This window comes from Kitasatospora cystarginea (assembly GCF_039533515.1).
Classification (GTDB): Bacteria; Actinomycetota; Actinomycetes; order Streptomycetales; family Streptomycetaceae; genus Kitasatospora; species Kitasatospora cystarginea.
This window is the reverse complement of sequence record NZ_BAAATR010000003.1, coordinates 337,391-358,447: the sequence shown is the minus strand read 5'-3', so window position 1 is coordinate 358,447 and position 21,057 is coordinate 337,391. Positions and strand designations below refer to the sequence as shown.

General features: G+C 71.6%; 17 protein-coding genes. 11 read left to right on the top strand and 6 right to left on the bottom strand.

What is annotated here, in order from left to right; translation table 11 throughout:
- Positions 1-290: 290 nt before the first annotated feature.
- Both ABD369_RS05505 and ABD369_RS05500 read left to right on the top strand, forming a co-directional pair.
- Positions 291-3,548 (top strand): type I restriction endonuclease subunit R, encoded by a 3,258-nt coding sequence (locus ABD369_RS05505; protein WP_344635047.1) that lies wholly within the window; start codon positions 291-293, stop codon positions 3,546-3,548.
- 48 nt (positions 3,549-3,596) lie between these two features.
- Positions 3,597-4,316, top strand: a complete 720-nt coding sequence (locus ABD369_RS05500) for a M48 family metallopeptidase (protein ID WP_344635046.1) — start codon at positions 3,597-3,599, stop codon at positions 4,314-4,316.
- 593 nt (positions 4,317-4,909) lie between these two features.
- On the opposite strand, the gene ABD369_RS05495 is transcribed toward ABD369_RS05500, so the two are convergent.
- Both ABD369_RS05495 and ABD369_RS05490 read right to left on the bottom strand, forming a co-directional pair.
- Entirely contained in the window at positions 4,910-5,848 is a 939-nt protein-coding gene (locus ABD369_RS05495; protein ID WP_344635045.1) for a beta-ketoacyl-ACP synthase III, read from the bottom strand.
- A gap of 281 nt (positions 5,849-6,129) precedes the next feature.
- Entirely contained in the window at positions 6,130-7,614 is a 1,485-nt protein-coding gene (locus tag ABD369_RS05490; RefSeq protein ID WP_344635044.1) for an MFS transporter, read from the bottom strand.
- A gap of 138 nt (positions 7,615-7,752) precedes the next feature.
- Here ABD369_RS05490 and ABD369_RS05485 point away from each other — a divergent pair, with 138 nt between their 5' ends.
- Together ABD369_RS05485 and ABD369_RS05480 are read left to right on the top strand one after the other, a co-directional pair.
- Complete coding sequence (locus ABD369_RS05485; protein WP_344635043.1) at positions 7,753-8,751, top strand: helix-turn-helix transcriptional regulator; 999 nt, start codon at positions 7,753-7,755, stop codon at positions 8,749-8,751.
- A gap of 156 nt (positions 8,752-8,907) precedes the next feature.
- The gene (locus ABD369_RS05480; protein ID WP_344635042.1) at positions 8,908-9,138 is read left to right on the top strand and encodes a hypothetical protein; all 231 of its coding nucleotides are present in this window, start codon (positions 8,908-8,910) and stop codon (positions 9,136-9,138) included.
- An 82-nt stretch (positions 9,139-9,220) separates the two neighbouring features.
- On the opposite strand, the gene ABD369_RS05475 is transcribed toward ABD369_RS05480, so the two are convergent.
- Positions 9,221-11,605: a lysylphosphatidylglycerol synthase domain-containing protein gene (locus tag ABD369_RS05475; RefSeq protein WP_344635041.1), complete on the bottom strand. Its 2,385-nt coding sequence runs from the start codon at positions 11,603-11,605 to the stop codon at positions 9,221-9,223.
- Positions 11,606-11,798: 193 nt separating this feature from the next.
- Here ABD369_RS05475 and ABD369_RS05470 point away from each other — a divergent pair, with 193 nt between their 5' ends.
- Positions 11,799-12,077 carry a hypothetical protein gene (locus ABD369_RS05470; RefSeq protein ID WP_344635040.1) on the top strand — a complete coding sequence of 93 codons (279 nt, stop codon included), beginning with the start codon at positions 11,799-11,801 and terminating at the stop codon, positions 12,075-12,077.
- 133 nt (positions 12,078-12,210) lie between these two features.
- Positions 12,211-12,705 (top strand): NUDIX domain-containing protein, encoded by a 495-nt coding sequence (locus ABD369_RS05465; RefSeq protein ID WP_344635039.1) that lies wholly within the window; start codon positions 12,211-12,213, stop codon positions 12,703-12,705.
- 57 nt (positions 12,706-12,762) lie between these two features.
- On the opposite strand, the gene ABD369_RS05460 is transcribed toward ABD369_RS05465, so the two are convergent.
- Positions 12,763-13,464 carry a class I SAM-dependent DNA methyltransferase gene (locus ABD369_RS05460; RefSeq protein ID WP_344635038.1) on the bottom strand — a complete coding sequence of 234 codons (702 nt, stop codon included), beginning with the start codon at positions 13,462-13,464 and terminating at the stop codon, positions 12,763-12,765.
- Positions 13,465-13,551: 87 nt separating this feature from the next.
- Between ABD369_RS05460 and ABD369_RS05455 the strand changes: the two genes are divergently transcribed.
- Complete coding sequence (locus ABD369_RS05455; RefSeq protein WP_344635037.1) at positions 13,552-14,112, top strand: GNAT family N-acetyltransferase; 561 nt, start codon at positions 13,552-13,554, stop codon at positions 14,110-14,112.
- A gap of 17 nt (positions 14,113-14,129) precedes the next feature.
- On the opposite strand, the gene ABD369_RS05450 is transcribed toward ABD369_RS05455, so the two are convergent.
- Together ABD369_RS05450 and ABD369_RS05445 are read right to left on the bottom strand one after the other, a co-directional pair.
- Positions 14,130-14,837, bottom strand: coding sequence for a tyrosine-protein phosphatase (locus ABD369_RS05450; RefSeq protein ID WP_344635036.1), 708 nt, complete (start codon positions 14,835-14,837; stop codon positions 14,130-14,132).
- 82 nt (positions 14,838-14,919) lie between these two features.
- Positions 14,920-15,561 (bottom strand): hypothetical protein, encoded by a 642-nt coding sequence (locus ABD369_RS05445; RefSeq protein ID WP_344635035.1) that lies wholly within the window; start codon positions 15,559-15,561, stop codon positions 14,920-14,922.
- Between the two features lie 286 nt (positions 15,562-15,847).
- Here ABD369_RS05445 and ABD369_RS05440 point away from each other — a divergent pair, with 286 nt between their 5' ends.
- From ABD369_RS05440 to ABD369_RS05425, 4 genes are all read left to right on the top strand, one after another.
- Complete coding sequence (locus ABD369_RS05440; protein ID WP_344635108.1) at positions 15,848-16,672, top strand: RNA polymerase sigma factor; 825 nt, start codon at positions 15,848-15,850, stop codon at positions 16,670-16,672.
- Positions 16,669-17,604, top strand: coding sequence for a hypothetical protein (locus ABD369_RS05435; protein ID WP_344635034.1), 936 nt, complete (start codon positions 16,669-16,671; stop codon positions 17,602-17,604). The genes ABD369_RS05440 and ABD369_RS05435 overlap by 4 nt, the downstream gene beginning before the upstream one ends.
- Positions 17,605-18,022: 418 nt before the next feature.
- Positions 18,023-18,712, top strand: a complete 690-nt coding sequence (locus tag ABD369_RS05430; RefSeq protein WP_344635033.1) for a hypothetical protein — start codon at positions 18,023-18,025, stop codon at positions 18,710-18,712.
- 131 nt (positions 18,713-18,843) lie between these two features.
- Positions 18,844-20,937 (top strand): bifunctional polysaccharide deacetylase/glycosyltransferase family 2 protein, encoded by a 2,094-nt coding sequence (locus ABD369_RS05425; protein ID WP_344635032.1) that lies wholly within the window; start codon positions 18,844-18,846, stop codon positions 20,935-20,937.
- Positions 20,938-21,057 lie beyond the last annotated feature (120 nt).

Genomic DNA, 21,057 nt, shown 5'->3' with positions numbered 1-21,057 from the left:
CTCCGCCGAAGGTGTTTGGCTCCTGCTGTGGCGCGGCTACCTCTCCAACTTGTCTGCATCTTCCCCGAGCACCTCATCCAGTGCATCTGGTGCGGCTACGGCACATCCAGTACCACAGCGACCTCATCGGCGGCTGACTCAGCGAGACCGGCCTGACCACCAGACCTACCTGAGTAACAGCACGACACCGTGAGGTCAAGCTCCGTAGAAATGTCCGTGGCGTGGAACGGTCTTCGCAAGGAATGATGGGACCGCTATGATCACACGCTGACTTGAAGCGAGGGACGTTCTTGTCCGGGCCCGAGTACATGCAGGTTGAGGCTCCGCTGCTCCGCCAGTTGACGCTTATGGGGTGGGAACACCTGCCAGGCCAGGCAGAGGGCGCGTTCACGCCAGAGGACCCGAAGGTATCTGGGCGCGAATCGTTCGCCGACGTGCTGTTGGAGTCACGGCTCCGTAGGTCACTGCGTGATGTCAACCTGGGACCGGATGGCGAGCCGTGGCTGGACGATGCGCGGATCAGCCAGGTATTGGGTGAGCTGACGCGGATCACGGTCAAGGGTCTGCTGGAGGCCAACGAGCGCACGACCGAGCTGCTGATCAAGGGTGTCACCGTGCCCGGTCTGCCAGGCTGGGATGGGGGACGGGATCAGCGTGTCCACTTCATCGACTGGGAGCACTGGCAGCGCAACGAATTCGTGGTGGTGTCCCAGTTCAGGGTCGACGTTCCGGGCACGAGCGGGCTGAAGTATGTCACGCCTGACGAGGTGCTGCTGGTCAATGGCATCCCTCTGGTCGTTGTGGAGTGCAAGAAGCCCAGCAAGGGCGACGCCATCGCCCAGGCCGTTACGCAGCTGAAGCGGTACGCCGGCCAGAGCCGAAGTCGGATGCCCACCGGAAATCCGAAGCTCTTCCACACCGTCCAACTAACCGTGGCGACTTGCGGAGAGCGGGCACGCCTGGGCACGTTCACGGCCGATGCCGAGCACTATGTGCCATGGCGCGACCCGTATCCGCTTACAGACGCGATCATCGCGGCCCAGCTCAGATGCGATGAGCGATCGGTTAGCGAGCAGAACCGGCTCACCGCAGTGGTACTCCATCCTGAGCGGCTCTTGCGGATCATCCACGACTACATCACGTTCATGACGCTGGACAATGGCATCCGAATCAAGGCAGCGCCGCGGTACCAGCAATACCGCGCGGTCGAGAAGACCCTAGAGCGATTGCTGGTGGGCGACACACGGGAGGAGGATGGTGCTCAGGACCGGCGGGGCGGGATCATCTGGCACACCCAGGGCTCCGGCAAGAGCCTCACTATGACGTTCCTCGTCCGTCGCATGCGGTCGATTCCGGAGCTTTCCATGGTCAAGGTCGTGTTGGTCACCGACCGGACCCAGCTACAGAAGCAGTTGTCTGAGACGCTCCGGCTCACTGGTGAAGAAGTTCAGGAGGCCAAGCGTGTCAAGCAGGCCAAACGACTACTGGCGACCCATGGCCCGGGCATCGTTGCCGTGATGATCCAGAAGCAACAGGACGTGGCTGCACGGACCACCGATGGCGAACTGAGTGAGGCTGTCCCTTCACTCGGGGAGCTCAACGACGACACCGCGATTGTGGTGCTCATCGACGAAGCACACCGGTCACACGGCTCCACCCTGCACATGAACTTGCTGGAGGCGCTGCCCAACTGCGCCCGGATCGGCTTCACCGGGACCCCGATCATCATGGGAAAGCAGAAGAAGACCTCGCAGATCTTCGGCAGTGTTATCGATACCTACCGGCTGGCCGACGCCGAGGCTGACGGCGCAGTCGTGCGGATTTTTTATGAGGGCAACACGGTCAAGGGCGCGGTTAGGGACGGACGTGACCTCGACGAGGTTTTCGAAGATCTCTTCGCCGAGCAGAGCGACGAGGACCGTGAGGCCCTGCAGCGCCGGTACGCCACTAAGGGCGATGTGCTCGAATCGGAGGAGCTGATCGCAGCCAAGGCCAGGCACCTGCTTAGGCACTACGTCACGACCGTGCTGCCTGGCGGGTTCAAGGCTCAGCTAGTGGCTAACAGTCGGGAGGCGACGCTGCGCTACCGGACGGCCCTGCTCGCCGCGAGGGACGAACTGGTTCGCCAGGCCGAGATGCTCCCAGCGCGGTTGCTCGACACCCCGCTAGACCAGCTGACCTCGCGACAGATCGCGCAGGTAAACGCACACCGCAATCTCGACCTGCTCCGCGCCATGGACTTCGTGCCTGTCATCTCACCGGGTACCGACGAGCGCGAAGAGCGCTTCGCCGAGTGGACCGCTCAGAAGCCGCAGGAACGCTGGATCGATGATTTCACGAAGCCGTTTCCGGCGGAACTCGGGCCGGACGATCAACCGGTCGCATTCCTGATTGTCAAGTCAATGCTGCTGACCGGCTTCGACGCGCCGATTGAACAGGTGCTCTACATCGATCGCTCGCTCAAGCAGGCCGAACTGTTGCAGGCGGTGGCCCGCGTTAACCGGCCGGCGAAGGATAAGAAGTGCGGTTATGTTGTCGACTACTTCGGCGTCGCCAACCATCTGACCGAAGCGCTTAAGGCCTACGCAGCCGACGATGTTGATGGAGTCCTCGTCGATCTCCGCGAGGAAGTCGCCAAGCTGGATCCGATGCGTCGTCGCCTCCAAGCGGTCTTCACCGACCACGGCGTGACCCCCTCCGGCACGACCCTGGAGGACTGTGTGCTTCTGCTGGATGACGGGGCTCGGTTCGATAGGTTCGAGGCCGAGCTCAAGCGGTTCCTCACCACCATCGATGTCATCCTTCCCGAACCGACCGTACGTCCCTTCCTCAAAGACGCCACTCTCTACGCGGAGATCGCCATGCGAGCCAAGCGTAGGTTTCGAGTAGACGGCGGCGACTTCGACCCTGGCCTGTATGGTGCGAAGGTTCGGCAACTGCTTGACGATCACCTGCTCTCGCTCGGCATCGATCAGAAGCTGCCGCCAGTGTCGCTGACCGCGGACGACTTCGAGGAGAAGGTGGCGGCACTCCCCGGTGCGCGAACCCGTGCCTCGGAGATGGAGCACGCCGTACGGGATCACATCGAGATCAATCGAGGCAAGGACCCGCGATTCTATAAGCAGCTCAGCCAGCGTCTCGAAGAGATTCTGCGCAACTATGCTGAGAACTGGGAACAGCAGGCCGCGCTCCTCGCCAATCTGGTGGCCGAGCTGCGAGCGGACCGCCCGGCGCAGGACGATCCGCTCAGCCCAGTTGAACGAGCACTGTACGGAGTCATATTGGAGGAGACCGCGAGGGACGGATTAATCGATCCGGAAACTGACCAGTGGTTGTGCGACATCAGCACCGGTGTGTACACCATTGCCCGACAGGTGACGCATCGGCGCGATTTCTGGCGGAGCCCGGTCGACCAGGAGGACTTTCGGAGCCAGACCGTCCAGTGGCTGATCTCTAAGGACGCAGTGGCGATCGACAAAGTCGATTCACTAGCTGATCAGCTGGTGGAGGTTATCAGACACCGCCGGGCGGAGATTCGGCGCCTCTGATTGGCGCCCCTGGGCAGGAATGTCAGTGATGGGTGCCAGGATGTAGCAGTGAAAGGTGGAGCAGACGTCGAGGTCCTGCGAGTCGATGACCTCGACGTACATGTGCGAGTCAGCGAGCGACGGCGGCAGGTCAGGCTGACCGTCGAGCGCGACTCGACGGTCAGCGTCACCGTGCCCCCAGGGATCGGGCAACTCGAGCTGGTCAAGTTGATCAGAAGCCGGCGGCGATGGCTGTACGGCAAGCTCGCCGAACGCGCGTTGCTGAGCAACTGCAGACCTCCGCGTGAATATGTGTCCGGAGAGGGCTTTCCCTACCTGGGGCGCAGCCACCGGCTGCTGGTCGTCGAGACCGGCTCGGCCGATGTGCGGTTGCTGCGAGGGCGGCTGGAGATCCGACAAGATGTACTCCACGATCCGCCCATGGCCCTGATCGCCTGGTACACCAGGCGTGGTGAGAGCTGGCTGCCTGGCCGGCTCTCACCGTGGGCCAAGCGGTTGGACGTGGCGTGCGAGGAACTCCGGGTCCGTCCTCTGGGCTATCGCTGGGGGTCGTGCTCGCTCCGTGGTCGCCTCAACATCCATTGGGCGACTATGCAGCTGCCGCCCGATCTAATCGACTATGTGCTTGTGCATGAGCTTGCTCATCTGCATGTGCCCGATCACAGCGACCGATTCTGGCGACTGGTTCAGCGAGCGATGCCCGACTTCGGTGCCCGTCGCGACCGGCTGCGAAGACTCGGGCCCGATCTCTGGTTGCCGGAAACATAGATCACTATGTGATCCAGCTGTGCCTCGATGGCTTCCCCGAGGAGGGCCCGTAGCGCTGACGGTGGTAGTCATGCTGAGCCGTTGGGCAGGCAGTCTGCGTGAGCGATGCGTGAGCGGACGGGGTAGCACGTGCCGGTTCGGCCGGGATCGCGGATCACCGCGCAACCTCCTGACCTGCGAGTTCATCACCAAGTGATCATACTGGCAGCAGCCAGCATGATCACTCTCGGGCTCGTAATGCGTAGGTCACGGGTTCGAATCCCGTAGGCGGCTCCATGTGGAACCCCAGGTCAGGAATGTGACCTGGGGTTTTCTGTTCCTCGGGCCATTTCCGGCCGTGGGGCCGAGGCGTTGATGCACCCGGCCGACGGCGATCTCCCAATCCCTGGGCATGCGCTCACCGTAGGGCTTGGCGCGGACAACTCGGGCACTGACTGCCAGTTGTTGGTGACAGAGTGTCGATGGAGTCGGTGCGCCCGGGCCGGACGGGCTTCGATGCTGCCGGCCTGCGGCCCGACGGTCCCAGGCCGGCCGTCCGCGTTCGACTGCCGGTGGGCGAGGGGCCGCCGGATGCGTGCCGTGGTGGCGTGGGATCAGGGGCAGCGGACGACCTGGCCGGCGTAGGAGAGGCCGCCGCCGAAGCCGAAGAGCAGGACCGGGGCGCCCTTCTCGACCTCGCCGCGTTCGACGAGCTTGGAGAAGGCGAGCGGAATGCTGGCGGCGGAGGTGTTGCCGGAGTCGACCACGTCGCGGGCGATGACGGCGTTGACCGCGCCGATCTTGTGCGCCACCGGTTCGATGATCCGGAGGTTGGCCTGGTGCAGGACGACTCCGCCGAGCTCCTCGGGGGCGACACCGGCGCGCTCGCAGACCCGGCGGGCGATGGCGGGCAGGGTGGTGGTGGCCCAGCGGTAGACCGCCTGGCCCTCCTGGCTGAAGGTGCCGTCGCGGCCCTCGATCAGGACGGCCCGTCCCATCTCGGGGACCGAGCCCCAGACCACCGGGCTGATCTCGGGCGTCTCGGAGGCCACCACCACGGCCGCGCCCGCCCCGTCGCCGACCAGGATGCAGGTGGAGCGGTCGGACCAGTCGGCGAAGTCGCTGAGCTTCTCCACGCCGATGACCAGGGCCTTGGCCGCGGAGCCGCCCGCGATGGCGAGGTTCGCCATCGCCAGGGCGTGCGGGAAGCCGGAGCAGGCGGTGTTGACGTCGAGAGCGGCTGGGGAGGGCACCCCGAGCCGGTCGGCGACCCGGGCCGCGACGTTGGGCGAGCGGTCGAGCGAGGTGCAGGTGGCGACCACCACGAGGTCGATGTCGGCGGGGGTGAGGCCCGCGGCGGCGAAGGCCTTCTCCGCGGCCTTGGCGGCCATGTCGGCCACCGACTCGTCCGGGCCGGCGATGTGGCGGGTGCTGATCCCGACCCGGCTGCGGATCCACTCGTCGCTGGTGTCGACCATCTTCGCCAGGTCGTCGTTGGTCAGGATCCTGGCCGGCTGGTAGTGGCCGAGCGCAAGTATGCGAGAACCGTGCACAGCTCAAATCCCCTCAAGTGAAGCGGATTCCGAGGCCCCGCCCACCTGTCCGACGGCCCCTGGAGGAGAGTCAAGTATCCATCCGTCATGATCGCATCGCCCGTCAATCTCTGTGCTTTGAAGGAGAGTTGTCGATCGGTAGGGCCGGTGGTGCCCGATTCGCCCGGGAAGGCGGTCGGTTGGGCGTGCGCGGGCTCGGTCGTGAGGTGTGCCGAGCCTCGGGCCGCGAAGCGGTCCCCCGCCACGTGCCGCGACGGGGGACCAGCCGGGGACTGCCGGGTTCAGCCGGCCGCCAGGGCCGGCTCCTTCGAGGGTTCGGGTTCGACGGCTTCGGGCCGTGCGGCCCGCGCCGGAAGGGCGAAGACCAGGGCGAACACCGCCAGCAGGCCGGCCGTCACCCACCACAGCGAGTGGGTGAAGGCGTCCACGAAGACCGGGCCCGCCGAGCGCGTCGGCGCGGCGCCGTCCACCACGGAGAAGAAGGCCACCGAGGAGAGGCCGAGACCGAGTGCGACACCCAGCTGCCCGGTGGTGTTGATCAGCCCGGAGGCCGAACCGGAATGCTCGCGCGGCACCTCACAGAGCACGGCGTCGGTCAGCGGCGCCACGATCAGGCCCATGCCCAGACCCATCACCACCAGTGGCGGCGCCATCTGCCACGGCTGGATCCCGGTGCCGAGGTGCTCGGCCTCGGCGAGGTGGAGCAGGGTTCCGGCGGCCATCACCAGCGCCCCGGCCTGCAGCACCTTCCGTCCGAACCGCGGCACCAGCCGCTGCACCGACAGCCCCGCGGCGACCGACACCGCGATCGAGAACGGCACGCCCGTCAGTCCGGCCCGGAGCGGGCTCCAGCCGAGGCCCAGCTGCATGTAGAGGGTCCAGACCAGGAAGAAGATCCCGGTGACGACGCCGAAGCAGAGCTGCACTCCGATGCCGCCCGCGAAGCTCTTCACCCGGAACAGCGAGAGCTCCACCAGCGGGGAGCCGTCCCGCCGGGTCTTCGCCCGCTCGTACGCCACGAACAGCAGAAGTACCGGCACGCTCAGCGCCATCGAGACGAATCCCCACAGCGGCCAGCCGGACTCCCGGCCCTGGGTGAGCGGGTAGAGCAGCATCAGCAGTCCGGCGGCACCCAGCGCCATGCCGACCGGGTCCAGCTTCAGTGCCCGCGGTGCGCGCGACTCGTCCACGTACTTGGCGCCCAGCAGCAGTCCGGCGACGCCGATCGGCAGGTTGACCAGGAAGATCGGCCGCCAGCCGAGCCCGAACAGGTCCCACTCGGAGAGCAGTGCGCCCAGCAGCGGGCCCAGCACCGCGCCGAGGCCGACCATCGCGCCGAACATGCCGAAGACCTTGCCGCGCTCCTCGGCCGGGAAGGTGGTGTGGATGATCGCGAGCACCTGGGGCACCATCAGCGCCGCCGTGCCGCCCTGCAGCACCCGGGCCGCGACCAGGAACGCGGGGCTGCCGGCAAGCCCGCAGAGCGCCGAGGCGAGGGTGAAGCCGGTGACACCGAGCAGGAACAGCCGCTTGCGGCCGTAGATGTCACCGAGCCTGCCGCCGGTGATCAGGCCGACGGCGAAGGCCAGCGCGTACCCGGCGGTGATCCACTGCAGCGCGCTGAACGAGGCGCCGGTGTCCTTCTGGATGCTGGGCATGGCGATGTTGACGATGGTGACGTCGACCAGGTCCATCAGGCTGGCCGTCATCACCACGGCGAGCGCCGCCCAGCGGCGGCGATCGGGGACGGTCTGGGCGGATGGCATGGCGGTACTCCTGAGCAGGGGGTTCTGGGGAGGGGTGGGGCGGATCCCGCGGATTCCCGCGGCCGGCGCCCCGGACGTCGTCGACGGTAGCCCGTATACAGGTCAGAACCTGTCCGCTACCTCCGTCATGCTGGCACCATGACGGACACCTCCGCACGCCTGCTGAACCTGCTCTCCCTGCTGCAGACCCCACGCGAGTGGCCCGGCGGCGAACTGGCCGAGCGCCTCCAGGTCACCCCGCGCACCATCCGCCGTGACATCGAGCGGCTGCGCGACCTCGGCTACCCGGTGGAGGCGACGCGCGGTCCGATCGGCGGCTACCGCCTGGTCGCGGGTACCGCGATGCCGCCACTGCTGCTGGACGACGAGGAGGCGGTGGCGATCGCGGTCGGCCTGCGCGCGGCGGCCGGCGCGGCGGTCGAAGGTGTCGAGGAGGCCTCGGTGCGGGCGCTGGCCAAACTGGTCCAGGTGCTCCCGTCCCGGCTGAGGCACCGGGTCGGCTCGCTCGGCGCCGCCACCGTACGGCTGGACGCCGGCGGTCCGCGGGTCGATCCGGAGACGCTCACCGTGCTGGCCTCGGCGGTCGCCGCCCGGGAACGGATCCGCTTCACCTACCGGGCCGGCTGGGGCCGGCCCGACGGCGCCGCCGACGAGACCCGCCGCCTGGTGGAGCCGCACCGACTGGTCGCCGCCGGACGGCGCTGGTACCTGGTCGCGTACGACAACGAACGGGACGACTGGCGGATCTTCCGGGTCGACCGCCTGCGCGACCCCCTGCCCACCGGGGCCCGGGTGCCGCCGCGCGAACTGCCAGCCGAGGACGCCGCCGCATACGTCGCCCGCAAACTCGCCGACCTGACCACGACCTACACCGCCGTGGTCACCCTGCACGCCCCGATCGACCGGGTCTCGCGCTGGCTGACCGGCCCGTCCGACCGGCTGGAGCCGATCGACGAGCACACCTGCAGGCTGCGGGCCAGCTCCGAGTCGCTGGACTGGCTGGCGGTCCGACTGGCCATGCTGGGCTGCGACTTCGAGGTCCACGAGCCCGCGGCCCTGCGCGACCGGCTCGGCGCCCTCGCCGCCCGGGCCGCCGCGGCGGCGGCCTCGGGAGGAACGGAGGAGCCGCGCGGGTGACAGGCACTGTCCGGAGGGCGGTCCAGCGGTCTACCGTGCGAGAGCCGGACAAAATGCCGACGGGACGGCGCAGGCGCGCGGCCGGGCCGCCGCCGTCGGATACTTCCAGTACCGACCTGGGCCCAGGTGGGGCTCCGAGCAGCAGGGACGGACGCCATGCGGCAGAACCCCGAGAACCCCGAGTTCCCCGAGGACTTCGACGACTTCGCCGACGAATCCCCGCTCGTCCTGGAGACGGAGGACGAGGAGCGGGACGTCGACGGCCACCCCGGCGACGACTTCGAGCAGCTGCGCGAACGCCGCTCGCTCGGCTCGGACGACGCCAACGACGCGGACGCGGTCGAACAGGCCCGCATCGTCGAACTCGACGAGGACGAGTACCGCTGACGGACTCCGGCCGCGGGGACCGGCCGTGCGGCACCCGGGCGCGGTGGGCCCCGGGGTGGTGCGCGGTGGCTCGCGCGCGCCGCTAGAGCGCCTTGCGGCGCTGGAGCCAGGTGAAGGCCAGCCAGCCGGGGAGGATCGGGAGCAGGAAGGTCAGCACCCGGAGCAGGATCACCGCGGCGAGCGCGGTGCCCTTGTCGATCGAGGCGGTGCCGGCCAGGGCCGTGGCGAGCAGGCCCTCCACCACGCCGGAGCCGCCGGGGGTCGGGGCGGCGTTGCCGGCGGCGTTCCCGGCCAGGTAGGCGACGGCGGTGGCGGCGAAGGCGGGCCGTGGTCCGACGGCCCGGGTGCAGCAGTACAGGCAGGCGACCAGGGTCATCGACACCAGCAACTGCCCGACCAGTCCGATGACCAGCTTGCGGGGCTGCTGGAGCAGGTCGAGCAGCCGGGGCAGTACCTCGGCGCGCAGCGGCCGCAGCAGTTTGGCCAGCCGCCCGCGCACCCAGGGCACGGAGAGCGCCAGCACCATGAGGACGGCCAGCACCGCCAGCGAGGCGAGCAGGACGGGGGATTCGGGGAGTTCGGCGCCCTTGCCGCGGCCGAGCAGGGCGCTGAAGACCGCCAGTTGCAGCAGATGCAGAGCCGCCCCGATCAGCTGGGACGCGCCCACGCTGGACAGCGCCTGCGCGGTCGGCACGCCGCTGCACTGCAGGAAGCGGGTGTTAAGCGCCACCCCGCCGACCCCGCCGGGGGAGACCAGCCTGACGAAGGAGCCCGCCACCTGGGCGGCCAGCGCGCGCCGGAAGCCCAGTTGCTCCGGGACGAAGCCGACGAAGCCCATGGTCGCCGCGAAGTGGCTGGCGACGGCGGCCAGCGCCGCCAGTGCCAGCCAGCCGGGGTCCGCGTGGGCGACGGTGGAGATCGGGTCGGTCTTCGAGCTGAACATGAACTGCAGCAGCAGGTAGCCGGCGAACACCCCGGCGACCAGCGCCAGCAGGGTGCGCGGGCGCAGCCGCTCCAGCCGTACCGGTTCGACCGGGGCCTGGGGCCGCCCGCGCAGGGTCTCCTCCCGGATCGCGGCGAGCAGTTCGGGCCGGCCCTTGAGCGAGTTCCGGGTGCCGCGCGGCAGGGCGATCGGCTGGAGCAGCGGCAGGGCGGCGCCGATCGAGGCCGCACCGAGGACCGCGGTGCCGGTCGTCACCGCGCGTTCGGCGCCGGCCCGCAGGGCCAGGGAGGTGAGCAGTCCGGCGACGTCGAGGTGCAGCAGCAGCTCGCCCGCGGCGATCTCGCCGTCGGTGAGCCCGACCAGGTGGACCGCGCCGTCCGGGCCGACCAGCACGTTCTCGGGGGCGAGGGCGCGGTGGGCGATGCGGCGGCGCTGCAGCAGGTCCAGCTGCCGCCAGGCGTCGCTGAGCACCTCGTCGGTGACTTCGGTGTCGTCGAGTTCTGACAGGGTCCGGCCCGGGAGGCACTCGTAGGCGACCAGGGCGCGGTCGGCGTCGAGTTCGGTGGTGGCGGCCAGGCGGCGGGTGCGGGCACCGGCGGCGGACGCCGCGTACGCGAGCAGGGCCTCGTGCTCCAGGCCGGAGCGCAGCGAGCGCAGGCCGCGCGGGCGCGGGGCGGTGCGCAGCCGCAGGAGCAGCCACAGCCGGTGGAACAGGCCGGTGGCCTGGGCGTGGCGGTCGAGCAGGTGGACGTCGAGGTCGGGGCGTCCGTCGTGCTGGGTGACCAGGTAGCGGAAGGAGCCGGTGCGGCGGGCGAGGTCCGGGCGGGTGCCGGCCTGGCCGAGCGCCGTTCGCAGCTGCTCGGTGCTCGGGCGGACGACCGGGGTCCCGATCGCGTACACGGTGCCGTGGGCGGCGGCCCAGCCCACCAGCAGGGCCAGGACCAGTGAGAGCGGGGTGGCCCAGCCGGTGATCAGCCCGGACAGCCCGGCCGTGGCGAGGGTCGCGGTCAACGCGGCGCGCCAGCGGGGCAGTCCGACGAGATCGGCGGCGGTCATGAAGGCGAGGACGGGTGCCAGGTGCCCGTAGACGGCGTCGGTCCGGCCGAGGCCCTCGGGGGCCGCGTGGGTCAGCGTGGCGAGGTCGCCGAAGACGGTGTCGAGACCGAGCGAGAGCCCGTACGCGACCACGGCGGCGAAGACCCCGTCGGCGACCCGCAGCCCGGCGCGGCGGGCCAGCCGGTCGACGGAGAAGGCGAGCGGGACGAGCAGCAGCGCGGCGCCGGAGACCACCGAGGCGAGCCGGCCGGGCGGCCAGGGGACGTGTTCCGCGCCCTCGGCGACATCGGCCTCCAGGCCGTTGGTGGTGCCGTGGGCGCCCATGGCGAGCAGCAGCAAGAGTGCGGCGGCGGCGAGGCCCAGCCCGCAGCGCAGCAGCGAGCCGGGGTAGCGGATCCGCCGGACCTCGGGGGAGGCCGCGTCGTCCCCCGCCCGTGTTCGACTGTCGTCGCGTATCACCGTTGCCACCCGGCGCATGCTTCCACAGATGCGGTTCGGCGTACGGCCGACGGTCAGGTGTGTCGTTGCCGCCGGGACGGCCGGCGGCCGGGCGACGGAGACCATGACGGGCCGAAAGGCTAGAATCCGGGACATAACGTCCCATGCGCCCGCCCTGCCGCGCACTCCGCCGCGACGAGCGGTCGCCGGAGGGAGGTCCACGATGACCAAGCAACCGTCGGGCAAGATGACCAGGCTCCGCCGCGGCACCCAGGAGCTCCTCGAACGCCGCGGCATGGCTGCCAATCCCCGCGGACTCCCGCCCGTCCTCGGTGCCGGGACACCGAAGGCGACCCAGTCCGGGGCGCACTTCGGCGACGCCGTCTTCAGCCACGGCGGCCGCCGCGCCGCCGACTCCGCCGGCCCGCTCCAGGGATCGGCGCACCACGCCGAACTCCCGGGCCACCGCCACCGCGGCGCGGAGAAGCACTCCGCCCACTGACCCAGAGGACGCGGGGCGGCGCCCGGTGGCCGGGGCCGCCCCGTGAGGATGTCGTACGCCCTGCCCGGCGACGCGGTGGGAGTGGGAGAGTGGGCGCGCACACCGGTCCACGACACCTCCGGAGGGACAGCCCATGACGGACACCCCGCTGCTGCAGACCCGCGACGAGTGGCTCGCCTCGCTGCGCCGCGTCTACGCGGCCTCCGGCTGCCTGATCAGCGACCCCGAGGGGCGGCTGCTGATCGTGAAGGCCGGTTACCGGGAGCACTGGCAGTTCGTCGGCGGCACGGTGGACCCGGGGGAGAACCCCGAGGAGTGCGCGAAGCGCGAACTCCTGGAGGAGACCGGCATCGTGAAGGAGCCGGGCGCCCTGCTGGCCGTCGGCTGGACCCACCCCTCGGCCGAACTCGACCACCCGGCCTGCCACTTCCTCTTCGATCTGGGCACCATTCCCGCCGACACCCCGGTCGCCCTGCCGCCCGGCGAGCTCGACGCCTACCGCTGGGCCACCCCCGAGGAGGCCCTCGTCCTGCTCGGCCCGAGCCGGTCCCTGCGCCTCGCCGCGGGCCTCGCCGCCCGAGCGGACGGGCGCACCCGGGTGCTCACCACGCCGATGGTGGGCTTCTGAGCACGAGCCGGCCGGGCGGACCGGGCCGCGGCCGGGTGCGGAAGGCTCCGGTGCGGGCTAGGCCGGCTTGCGCCAGACGTACGCGGCGGAGACCGGGCGGTGGCGGTAGCGCTCCCACTTGGGCTTCAGGGCGACCCAGGTGTCGTCGACCACGGCCTCGTGCATCTCGGCGAGCTGCCACCCGGCGGCCAGTCCGGCCGTGAGGTGGTCGCTGACCAGGTGGATGTGGGTGGTGATGGCGATCGGTGAGCCGTCCGCACCGTCGAAGTGGGTGGGCATCCCGGCGGCCATGATGAAGTACGGGTGCAGGCCCACCAGCACGCACAGCCCGCCCGGCCTGGCCAGCCGGAACGCCTCCCGGTACAGCGGGGCCAGGTCGGCCAGGTGCTCGTCAACCAGCGAGGAGACCACCAGGTCGTACGCCACGCCGGGCAGTCCGGTGGCGGCCAGGTCGGCCTCGACCAGCCGGTCGTGGACGCCCTTGGCGCGGGCCAGTTCGAGCATCTCGGGGGTGAGGTCCACCCCGTCCACCGCGCCGACGCCCCGGTCGCGCAGCCAGACGCCGGTACGGCCGGTACCGCAGCCGAGGTCGGCGGCCCGCGCGGCCGCGCCCCAGTCCGGCACCGCCAGCCGGGCGAGGACGGCCAGGTCCATCGCGTCCTCGACGGTCTGCTCGTAGCTGCCGACCCACTGGCCGTACCCTGTGCGGACGTCCACCATCGGATAGCCGCGGGAATCGAAATCTGCGAATTGCACCATGCCGGGAGTATTGACGGTCCGGCGCTCCAACGGCGAGTGGATTTAGTGTCGCTGACCTGAAGTCAATTCCTGGGCGGTGCATCGAAGTTGCTGATCACGCCCTGGTCCGAAACCGAGGTTCTGCCGGAACTCCGCGCGCAGGTGTGGGAGTTGCAGGAACAGGCATGGCCCAGCGGTGGGTTTGATCCCGGGCTGAGCCGCGATCCGGCGCTGGATCCGCGGTCGATGCTGCTGGTGGACGGCGGCGGCCGGGTGCTCGCCGCCCTCGACCTGCTCTCCGAGGAACTCGCCCACGCCGGCGAGGTGTTCACCGCCCGCGGCCTGAGCTGCGTGGTGACCGACCGCGCCCACCGGGGCCGCGGCCACGGCGGGCGGCCGGTCGCCGCCGCCCGCCGGGCCGTCGAGGAAAGCGGTGCGGACCTCGGCCTGTTCACCTGCGACCGGGTCCTCGGGGGTTTCTACGAGAGCGCGGGATGGGCGGCGCTGCCGGGAACGGTGCTGGTCGGCGGCGCCCCCGAGGACCCTGCGATTAGCCCGGCTTCGACAAGGCCACCATGGCGGGGTTCTGCTCCCGGCGGGCCCGGTCGGTCAGGGACGGCTTCGTGGGCGCCAGGATCGCCCTCCATCCGGGCACCGCCGACAGGCTGAGCGCGGCCCCGGCGTCCTCAGCCCACCAGCCTGGCCCGTAGCGCGGCCAGGTCGCCGGACGGCAGGTAGCGGTCCGGGTCGAACCCGGCCAGCGTGTCCAGCAGCGCGCCCTCGGCGGTGGTGCCGGCCCGGGCCAGCAGGTCCTCCGCCGCCCGCTCCTGGTCCGGCCGGCCGAGGATGCCCCAGAGCGGGCGAAGGTTGGCGGCACTGAGCAGGTAGTCGGCGACGATCTCGCCGGGCTCGGTCCGGGCCGCCGCCAGCAGGACCAGTGCGGCCAGGCCGGTCCGGTCACGCCCGGCCTTGCAGTGCACCACCACCGCTCCCGGACGGGCCGTCGCGACCGCGGCGACCAGCGAGCGCACGGCGCCCGCGCAGTGGTCGAGATAGGGACGGAAGGCGAGCGGTGTGCCGTCCAGCTCGCCGAACCGCTCCCACCAGGCCGCCCCGGCCAGTTGGTCGAGCGGGACCCGGACCAGGTCGACGCCCTCCGGGTGAGGCAGCAGCGGCCGGCACTCCGGCTCGTCCCGCAGGTCGACCACCGTACCCACGCCGTAGTCGGCCAGCGCCGCCCAGCCCTCGGCGGTGAGCATGTCGAGGTTGTCGGCGCGTATCACGGCGCCGCGCCGGGTGCGGCGGCCGTCGGTGGTGGACAGGCCGCCGAGATCCCGTACGTTCAGGCAGCCGTCCCAGAAGAGCCGGCGGTCGGCCGGCAGCTCGGTCTTCATTCGGTTGTTCCCCCTTGGACGGGAGCTGTTCGCTCCCTGTCCACCAGGACATCCGGGGAGTGCGGATCGGTTCCGGGCGCGGTCAGAAGGTCCACAGGTCGCGGCCGAGGGTGTCCCGGCAGCGCACCCGGCCGAAGCGTTCGTCCCGGGCGGAGAGGAAGCCCTCGGCCGCCCCCTGCAGGACCTCGCGCGCGACCGGGTCGCTGCGGCTCCAGGCACCGACCAGCACCAGATCCCCGTCCGCCAGCTCGGCGCGCTGGATCCTGGCCACGGCGGCGATGAGCAGGGCGGCGTTCACCTCCTCCAGCTCGGCGGCGGAGAGGTAGGCCGCCCTGCCCGCACCGCCCGCCCGCGCCTGTTCGAGTCGGCGGCGCAGCTCGGGCAGGCCGTAGTGGCGGACGGCGGCGATCGAGTCCTCCACGGCCACCAGCCAGCGCGGCCCGGCCGCGATCTCCCACCACACCTCGCCGCCGACCGGCAGCAGCTCGCCGATCGAGGAGTGCCAGTGCTCGGCACCGCCCGTCGCGGCGGACAGGCTGAGGTCGAAGGTGTACCGGACGGCGTGCTGGCTCACGGTGCCGAACCGGATGCCGAGCAGCGCCCGGTACGTCTCGTCGGGGAGCCGGAAGACGTGCTGCTCGCCGCCGGTGAAGCCCATCGACCGGAGGGACGGCGCGATGTGCGTGCGCAGCCCCTCGGCGAACAGGTCCTGGGCGGTGGTCATCGCGTTGTCCCGGTGCTGGCTGGGCGTGCGGTCGCGCTGGGCCGGGTGGGGAGGGCCGGTGTGCCGCCGGGCCCGCCCGGGGCGGGGCGCGCCCCTCCCTGCCAAGGTATGACCGGGGCGGCCGGGACGGCACCGGCCGACGACAGCACCGGAGCGGACGTCGGTCCCACCGGCCGGGGCCCCGGCGCGGAGGAGGCGGGGCGCATACCGCGCGCCCCCCGGATACGGCTCCCGCTCCTGCCGGGCCACCCCTCGCCTCTGGGGCGCCTCACCGGGATGGCGCATGATGTGGCGGGTGCACAGTGCAGAACCACACGGGACGGGCGCCGACCACCTCGCCGGCGACCAGATATCACCCAGCCGGCCGGGCCCGCCGGACGATCCGCTGCCCGCCCGCCGTGCGGCGGACCTCACCGCCGCCGTACGGGCGGCCCAGCAAGGGGACGAGGACGCGTTCCGGCAGCTGTTCCGCGCCGTCCAGCCGGGGCTGCTCCGCTATCTGCGGGTACTCGTCGGCGGCGGACCCGAGGACGCCGAGGACATCGCCTCCGAGACCTGGCTGCAGATCGCCCGCGACCTCGGCGGCTTCAGCGGCGACGCGGACGGCTTCCGGGGCTGGGCCGCCACCATCGCCCGCAACCGGGCCATGGACCACCTGCGCCGCATCCGCCGCCGTCCGGTCGCGGACCTCCCGGTGGAGTACCTGACCGAGCTGGTCGCCGCCGAGGACACCGCCGGGACGGCACTGGCCACCGTCGCCACCTCCGACGCGCTGGCCCTGATCGCCCGGCTGCCCAGGGACCAGGCCGAGGCGGTACTGCTCAGGGTGGTGCTCGACCTGGACGCGACCGCCGCCGCCCAGGTGCTGGGCAAGCGCCCCGGCAGCGTGCGGATGGCCGCCCACCGGGGGCTGCGCAAACTGGCCAAGCTGCTCGACGAGGCCGGCGGAGCCGCCTTCGGCGTACCCGGACGGACCGCGTCGGCGACGCACTGGGGCCCGGGACGGGGACCGGACGGCGGGCCGGAGCCCGGGCTGGAAAAAAATTCCTCGAAGAATTCCGCGCAGGGTGTGACACGCGCCGGAGCAGCGACGCTGAAGGACATGAGATGAGCACCAACCGATCCCGCCGGATCGACCGCAGCGCCGCCGAGCAACTGCTCGGCGGCGCCAAGGTCGGCACGTCGGCCGGTCAGGCCCCCCTCACCGGTCATGCCGCCCTCGCCGGGCTGCTCGCCGCCGCCGCCGCAGGGACCGCGGCGGGTGGCGCGCAGCAGGCGGACGGCGTACTGCCCGGAGAGGAGGCGGCACTGGCCGCGTTCCGGGAGGCCCGTCGCAATCCTGCACCGCTACCCGGGAGACGAACGATGGCGAGCACCGCGCTGGCGCGGGCCTTCAGTGCGAAGGTCCTCGCCGCCGTGTTCGCCGCCACCACCCTCGGGGGAGTGGCCGTCGCCGCCGGTACCGGACATCTGCCCGCGGCACTGGGAGGCCGGCCCGCCGCGGCCGGCCCCACCGCGGCGCGTGCCACGGCGGCCGCCTCGCCGGCCACCGCCCACCACGTCGGTGCCGGCACCGCCGCCTCCGGACAGCCCCGGCCGAACGGTGCGGCCTCACCGGCCGCGGACCGGGGCCCGGAGGCGAGTGCCGATCCCGGCGGCAACCCGGCCGGCGACCCGAGCCAACCCGCCGGGCAGGTCCCGGACGCCGCGGCCGAGCGGTCGGCCGAGCTCTGCCGGCTGTACGCGGACCGGCTGGTCGGCGGAGCGGCGGCCCGCACGGTACTCGCCGACGCACGGCTGGCCCCGCTGGTCGCGGCCGCCGGTGACGTGGACCGGGTGGACGGCTACTGCACGGCTGTCGCCGCCAGGTCCAAGGGCAACGGCAACGGCGGTGGCAACGGCACGACCCCGGCCCCGGACCGCACGAAGGACCTCAAGGACAAGCCCCCCACCGAACTGCCGACCAAGCCGGGCCAGCCGACCCGGCCCGGCGGCGGGCCCGGTGGGCGCGACACCGGCGGAGGCAACGGCCCTGGCAGGTGACCCCCCGAAACCCCGGACGGACGGTGTGCGACATTCCCCCCGGGCACACCGTCCGTCCGGTGAACCGCTGCACCAGTGAACCGAAGTACCGGACCAGCAGTACCCGGCAGCAACTCCCAAGCTCCGGGCGGTCGGTGGGCTCCCCCGTGTCCACCGCACGCCCGGTTCGACTCCGGACGGCCGACGGCGCACCCCCGGGCCCGTCGGCCGCCCGGACCACCCCGCCGGTGGAGTGTCAACTCCCCGGCACCGGGCGGTCGGTGGGCTTCCCCGTGTCCACCGGCCGCCCGGCCACTCCATTCCTGGCACGCCACGACCGGTGACCCGATCGCGTGGTTGCCAGGCGAAAGGCCCGGCCATGACGACGAGTTGGACCACAAGGGGCGGGACGGCGAGGTGCCATCCGGCAGCCGACGCCGTGCTGTCGGACCACGTGGTGCCGGACTACGCGGTGCCGGACTACGCGGTGGCAGGCCACGTGGTGCCGGACTACGCGCCGGCAGATCAAGGGGTGCCGCACTACGTGGAGCCGGACTACGCGCCGGCGGATCAGGCCGTGCCGGACGACACGGTGCGGATCGACGGTGTGCCGCTACCGTCGGCCGGGACGGCGCCGCCCGACGCGCCGGTCTTCGTGGACTCCTCGGGCCGCCGCCAGCGCCGGGTGAGGCGGCTGGGCCGGCTGGCCGCCGTCCCCGCCGTCGGCTACCTCGCTCTGTTGATCAGCAGCGCGCTCGGCGGTCCCACGGTCAACGCTCCCTTCCTCCCCCAGTCGCCGGTGCAACAGGCCGGCCGGCCGCCGGTCGCGCCTCAGCCGGTACCGAGCTCGGAGCCCAGCGGAGAGCCCGGCGATCCCAAGGCCTCCGGTACGACCGGACCGAGGCCCTCCAGGTCCGCGGTCGCCGCTGTCACGCGCCGCGGGCCAGGAGCCCCCGTGGCCCCCGGTGCCCCGGCGGTCGCCGGACCGGCCGCACCCGGAGCCCCGGCCGCACCCGGCCCCTCCACGGCGCCCGTAACAGCGCCCGCCCCGAGCGCCACCGCGAGCCCGACGAGCCACGGCCACCCGAGTGCGGCAGCGTCGCACGCCCACCCGACCAAGGCCGCCTGACACCCGACGACCGTCTCCCGAGCCGCCCGCCCCGAGCCCTGGGCCCCTGCACCCCGACCGAGGACCGAGTGACCACGCCGACCCGTACCGCCCCCCGACGCCGACGCCGAGGCCGCGGCAGGCGCGGCACGGTGCGCAGCGTCCCGCTGCGCACCCACTGGCTGTTGCTCACCGTGCTGATCACCACGCTTTCGGCGGCGCTCTTGCTGCAGGGCTACACCCGGCACATGTACGGGCAGACCGCCGACGGCGCGGCGCTGAGTCAGGGCAGCGACGCCGACGTTCCCGCCGTGGTCCACGGAGGCGGTCCGGTGATCGACCCGGGCTCGGCCGCCGGGCCCAGCACCGCCAGGCCATCGGCCAGGACCATCGCGCTCACCTTCGACGACGGCCCCGACCCGCGCTGGACCCCGCAGATCCTGGACGTACTGCGCCGCCACAACGTGCACGCCACCTTCTTCGTGGTCGGGACCCAGGTCGCCGACAACCCCGGGCTGGCCCGCCGGATCCTGGCCGAGGGGAACCAGATCGGCATCCACACCTTCACCCACACCGATCTCGGCAGCGCCGCACCCTGGCGTCGCTCGCTGGAGCTGCGCGAGGCACAGCTGGCCCTGGCCGGTGCCACCGGGCGGACCAGCTCGCTGCTCCGCCCGCCGTACTCCTCCTCCGCCGACGCGCTGACCGACACCGACTGGCAAGCGGTCCAGCAGGCCGGCCGGGAGGGCTACCTCACCGTGCTGACCACCCTCGACAGCGAGGACTGGCAGCGCCCGGGCGTCGAGAAGATCCTCGCCAACGCCACCCCGCACGGCGCGGACGGCCAGGTCCTGCTGATGCACGACGCGGGTGGCGACCGCAGCCAGACCGTGGCCGCGCTCGACCAACTGCTGCCCAGGCTCCAGGCGGCGGGTTACCGGTTCGCCACCGTCGGTGACGCCGTCGGCCTGCCGAACCCGGTGAAGGCGGCCGGCGCCTCCGACCGCTGGCAGGGAGAGGCGCTGATCGCGGCCATGACGGCCGGCGACTGGGCACTCGGGATCCTCGACTGGCTGTTGTACGCGGCGGGTGCGGTGAGCGTCCTGCGCGCGGTGGCCGTGCTGGTCGCCGCTCGGCGGCACAAGCGGTTGCGGGGCCGCTCCTGGGGGCCGCCCGTCACCGAGCCGGTCAGCGTCATCGTCCCCGCCTACAACGAGGTGGCCGGCATCGAACCGGCCGTCCGTTCGCTGCTGGCCTCCGACCACCCGGTCGAGGTGATCGTGGTGGACGACGGCTCCACCGACGGCACCGCCGATCTGGTCGAGTCGTTGAACCTCCCCGGCGTCCGGGTGATCCGGCAGGAGAACGCGGGCAAGCCCGTCGCGCTCAACACCGGTATCGCCGCCGCCCGGTCCGAGCTGTTGGTGATGGTGGACGGCGACACCGTCTTCGAACCGGACGCCGTCCGGATGCTGGTGCAGCCCTTCGCCGACCGGCGGATCGGCGCCGTCTCGGGCAACGCCAAGGTGGTCAACCGCGGTGGGCTGCTAGGTCGCTGGCAGCACATCGAGTACGTGGTCGGCTTCAACCTGGACCGCAGGCTCTTCGACCTGGCCGAGTGCATGCCGACCGTGCCCGGTGCGGTCGGAGCCTTCCGCCGTTCCGCCCTGCTGCGGGTCGGCGGTGTGGGGATGAGCACCCTGGCCGAGGACACCGACCTCACCATGGCGCTCTGCCGGGCCGGTTGGCGGGTGGTGTACGAGGAACGGGCCAAGGCCTGGACGGAGGCCCCGGCCTCCCTCGGCGCACTGTGGCGCCAGCGCTACCGCTGGTGCTACGGCACCCTGCAGGCGATGTGGAAGCACCGCGGTGCGCTCGTCCAAGGGGGTCAGGCGGGCAAGCTCGGACGACGCGGCCTGGGCTACTTGCTGATGTTCCAGGTACTGCTGCCCCTGCTCTCCCCGGTGGTGGACGTCTTCGCCCTGTACGGCCTGGCCTTCCTGGACCCGGTGCGGGTCATCGGCGTCTGGCTCGCCTTCCTGGTGGTCCAGCTGGCGATGGCCGGCTACGCCTTCCGACTCGACCGTGAGCGGCTGGGCCCGCTCTGGAGCCTGCCACTGCAGCAGTTCGTCTACCGGCAGCTGATGTACCTGGTGGTGATCCAGTCCGTCTTCACGGCGGTGGCCGGGTCCCGCCTGCGCTGGCAGCGCATGCAGCGCTACGGCAGCTTGCAGGTGCCGAGGTGATCCACTTCCCCCCGCGCGTCACCATCCTCGCCCTCCGGGTCCGGCTGGTGCTGCTCCGCGTGCTCGGTGTCCGGTAGCCGCGGCGTGTGGTGCGGCTACCCGGAAGGCACACACGGTCTG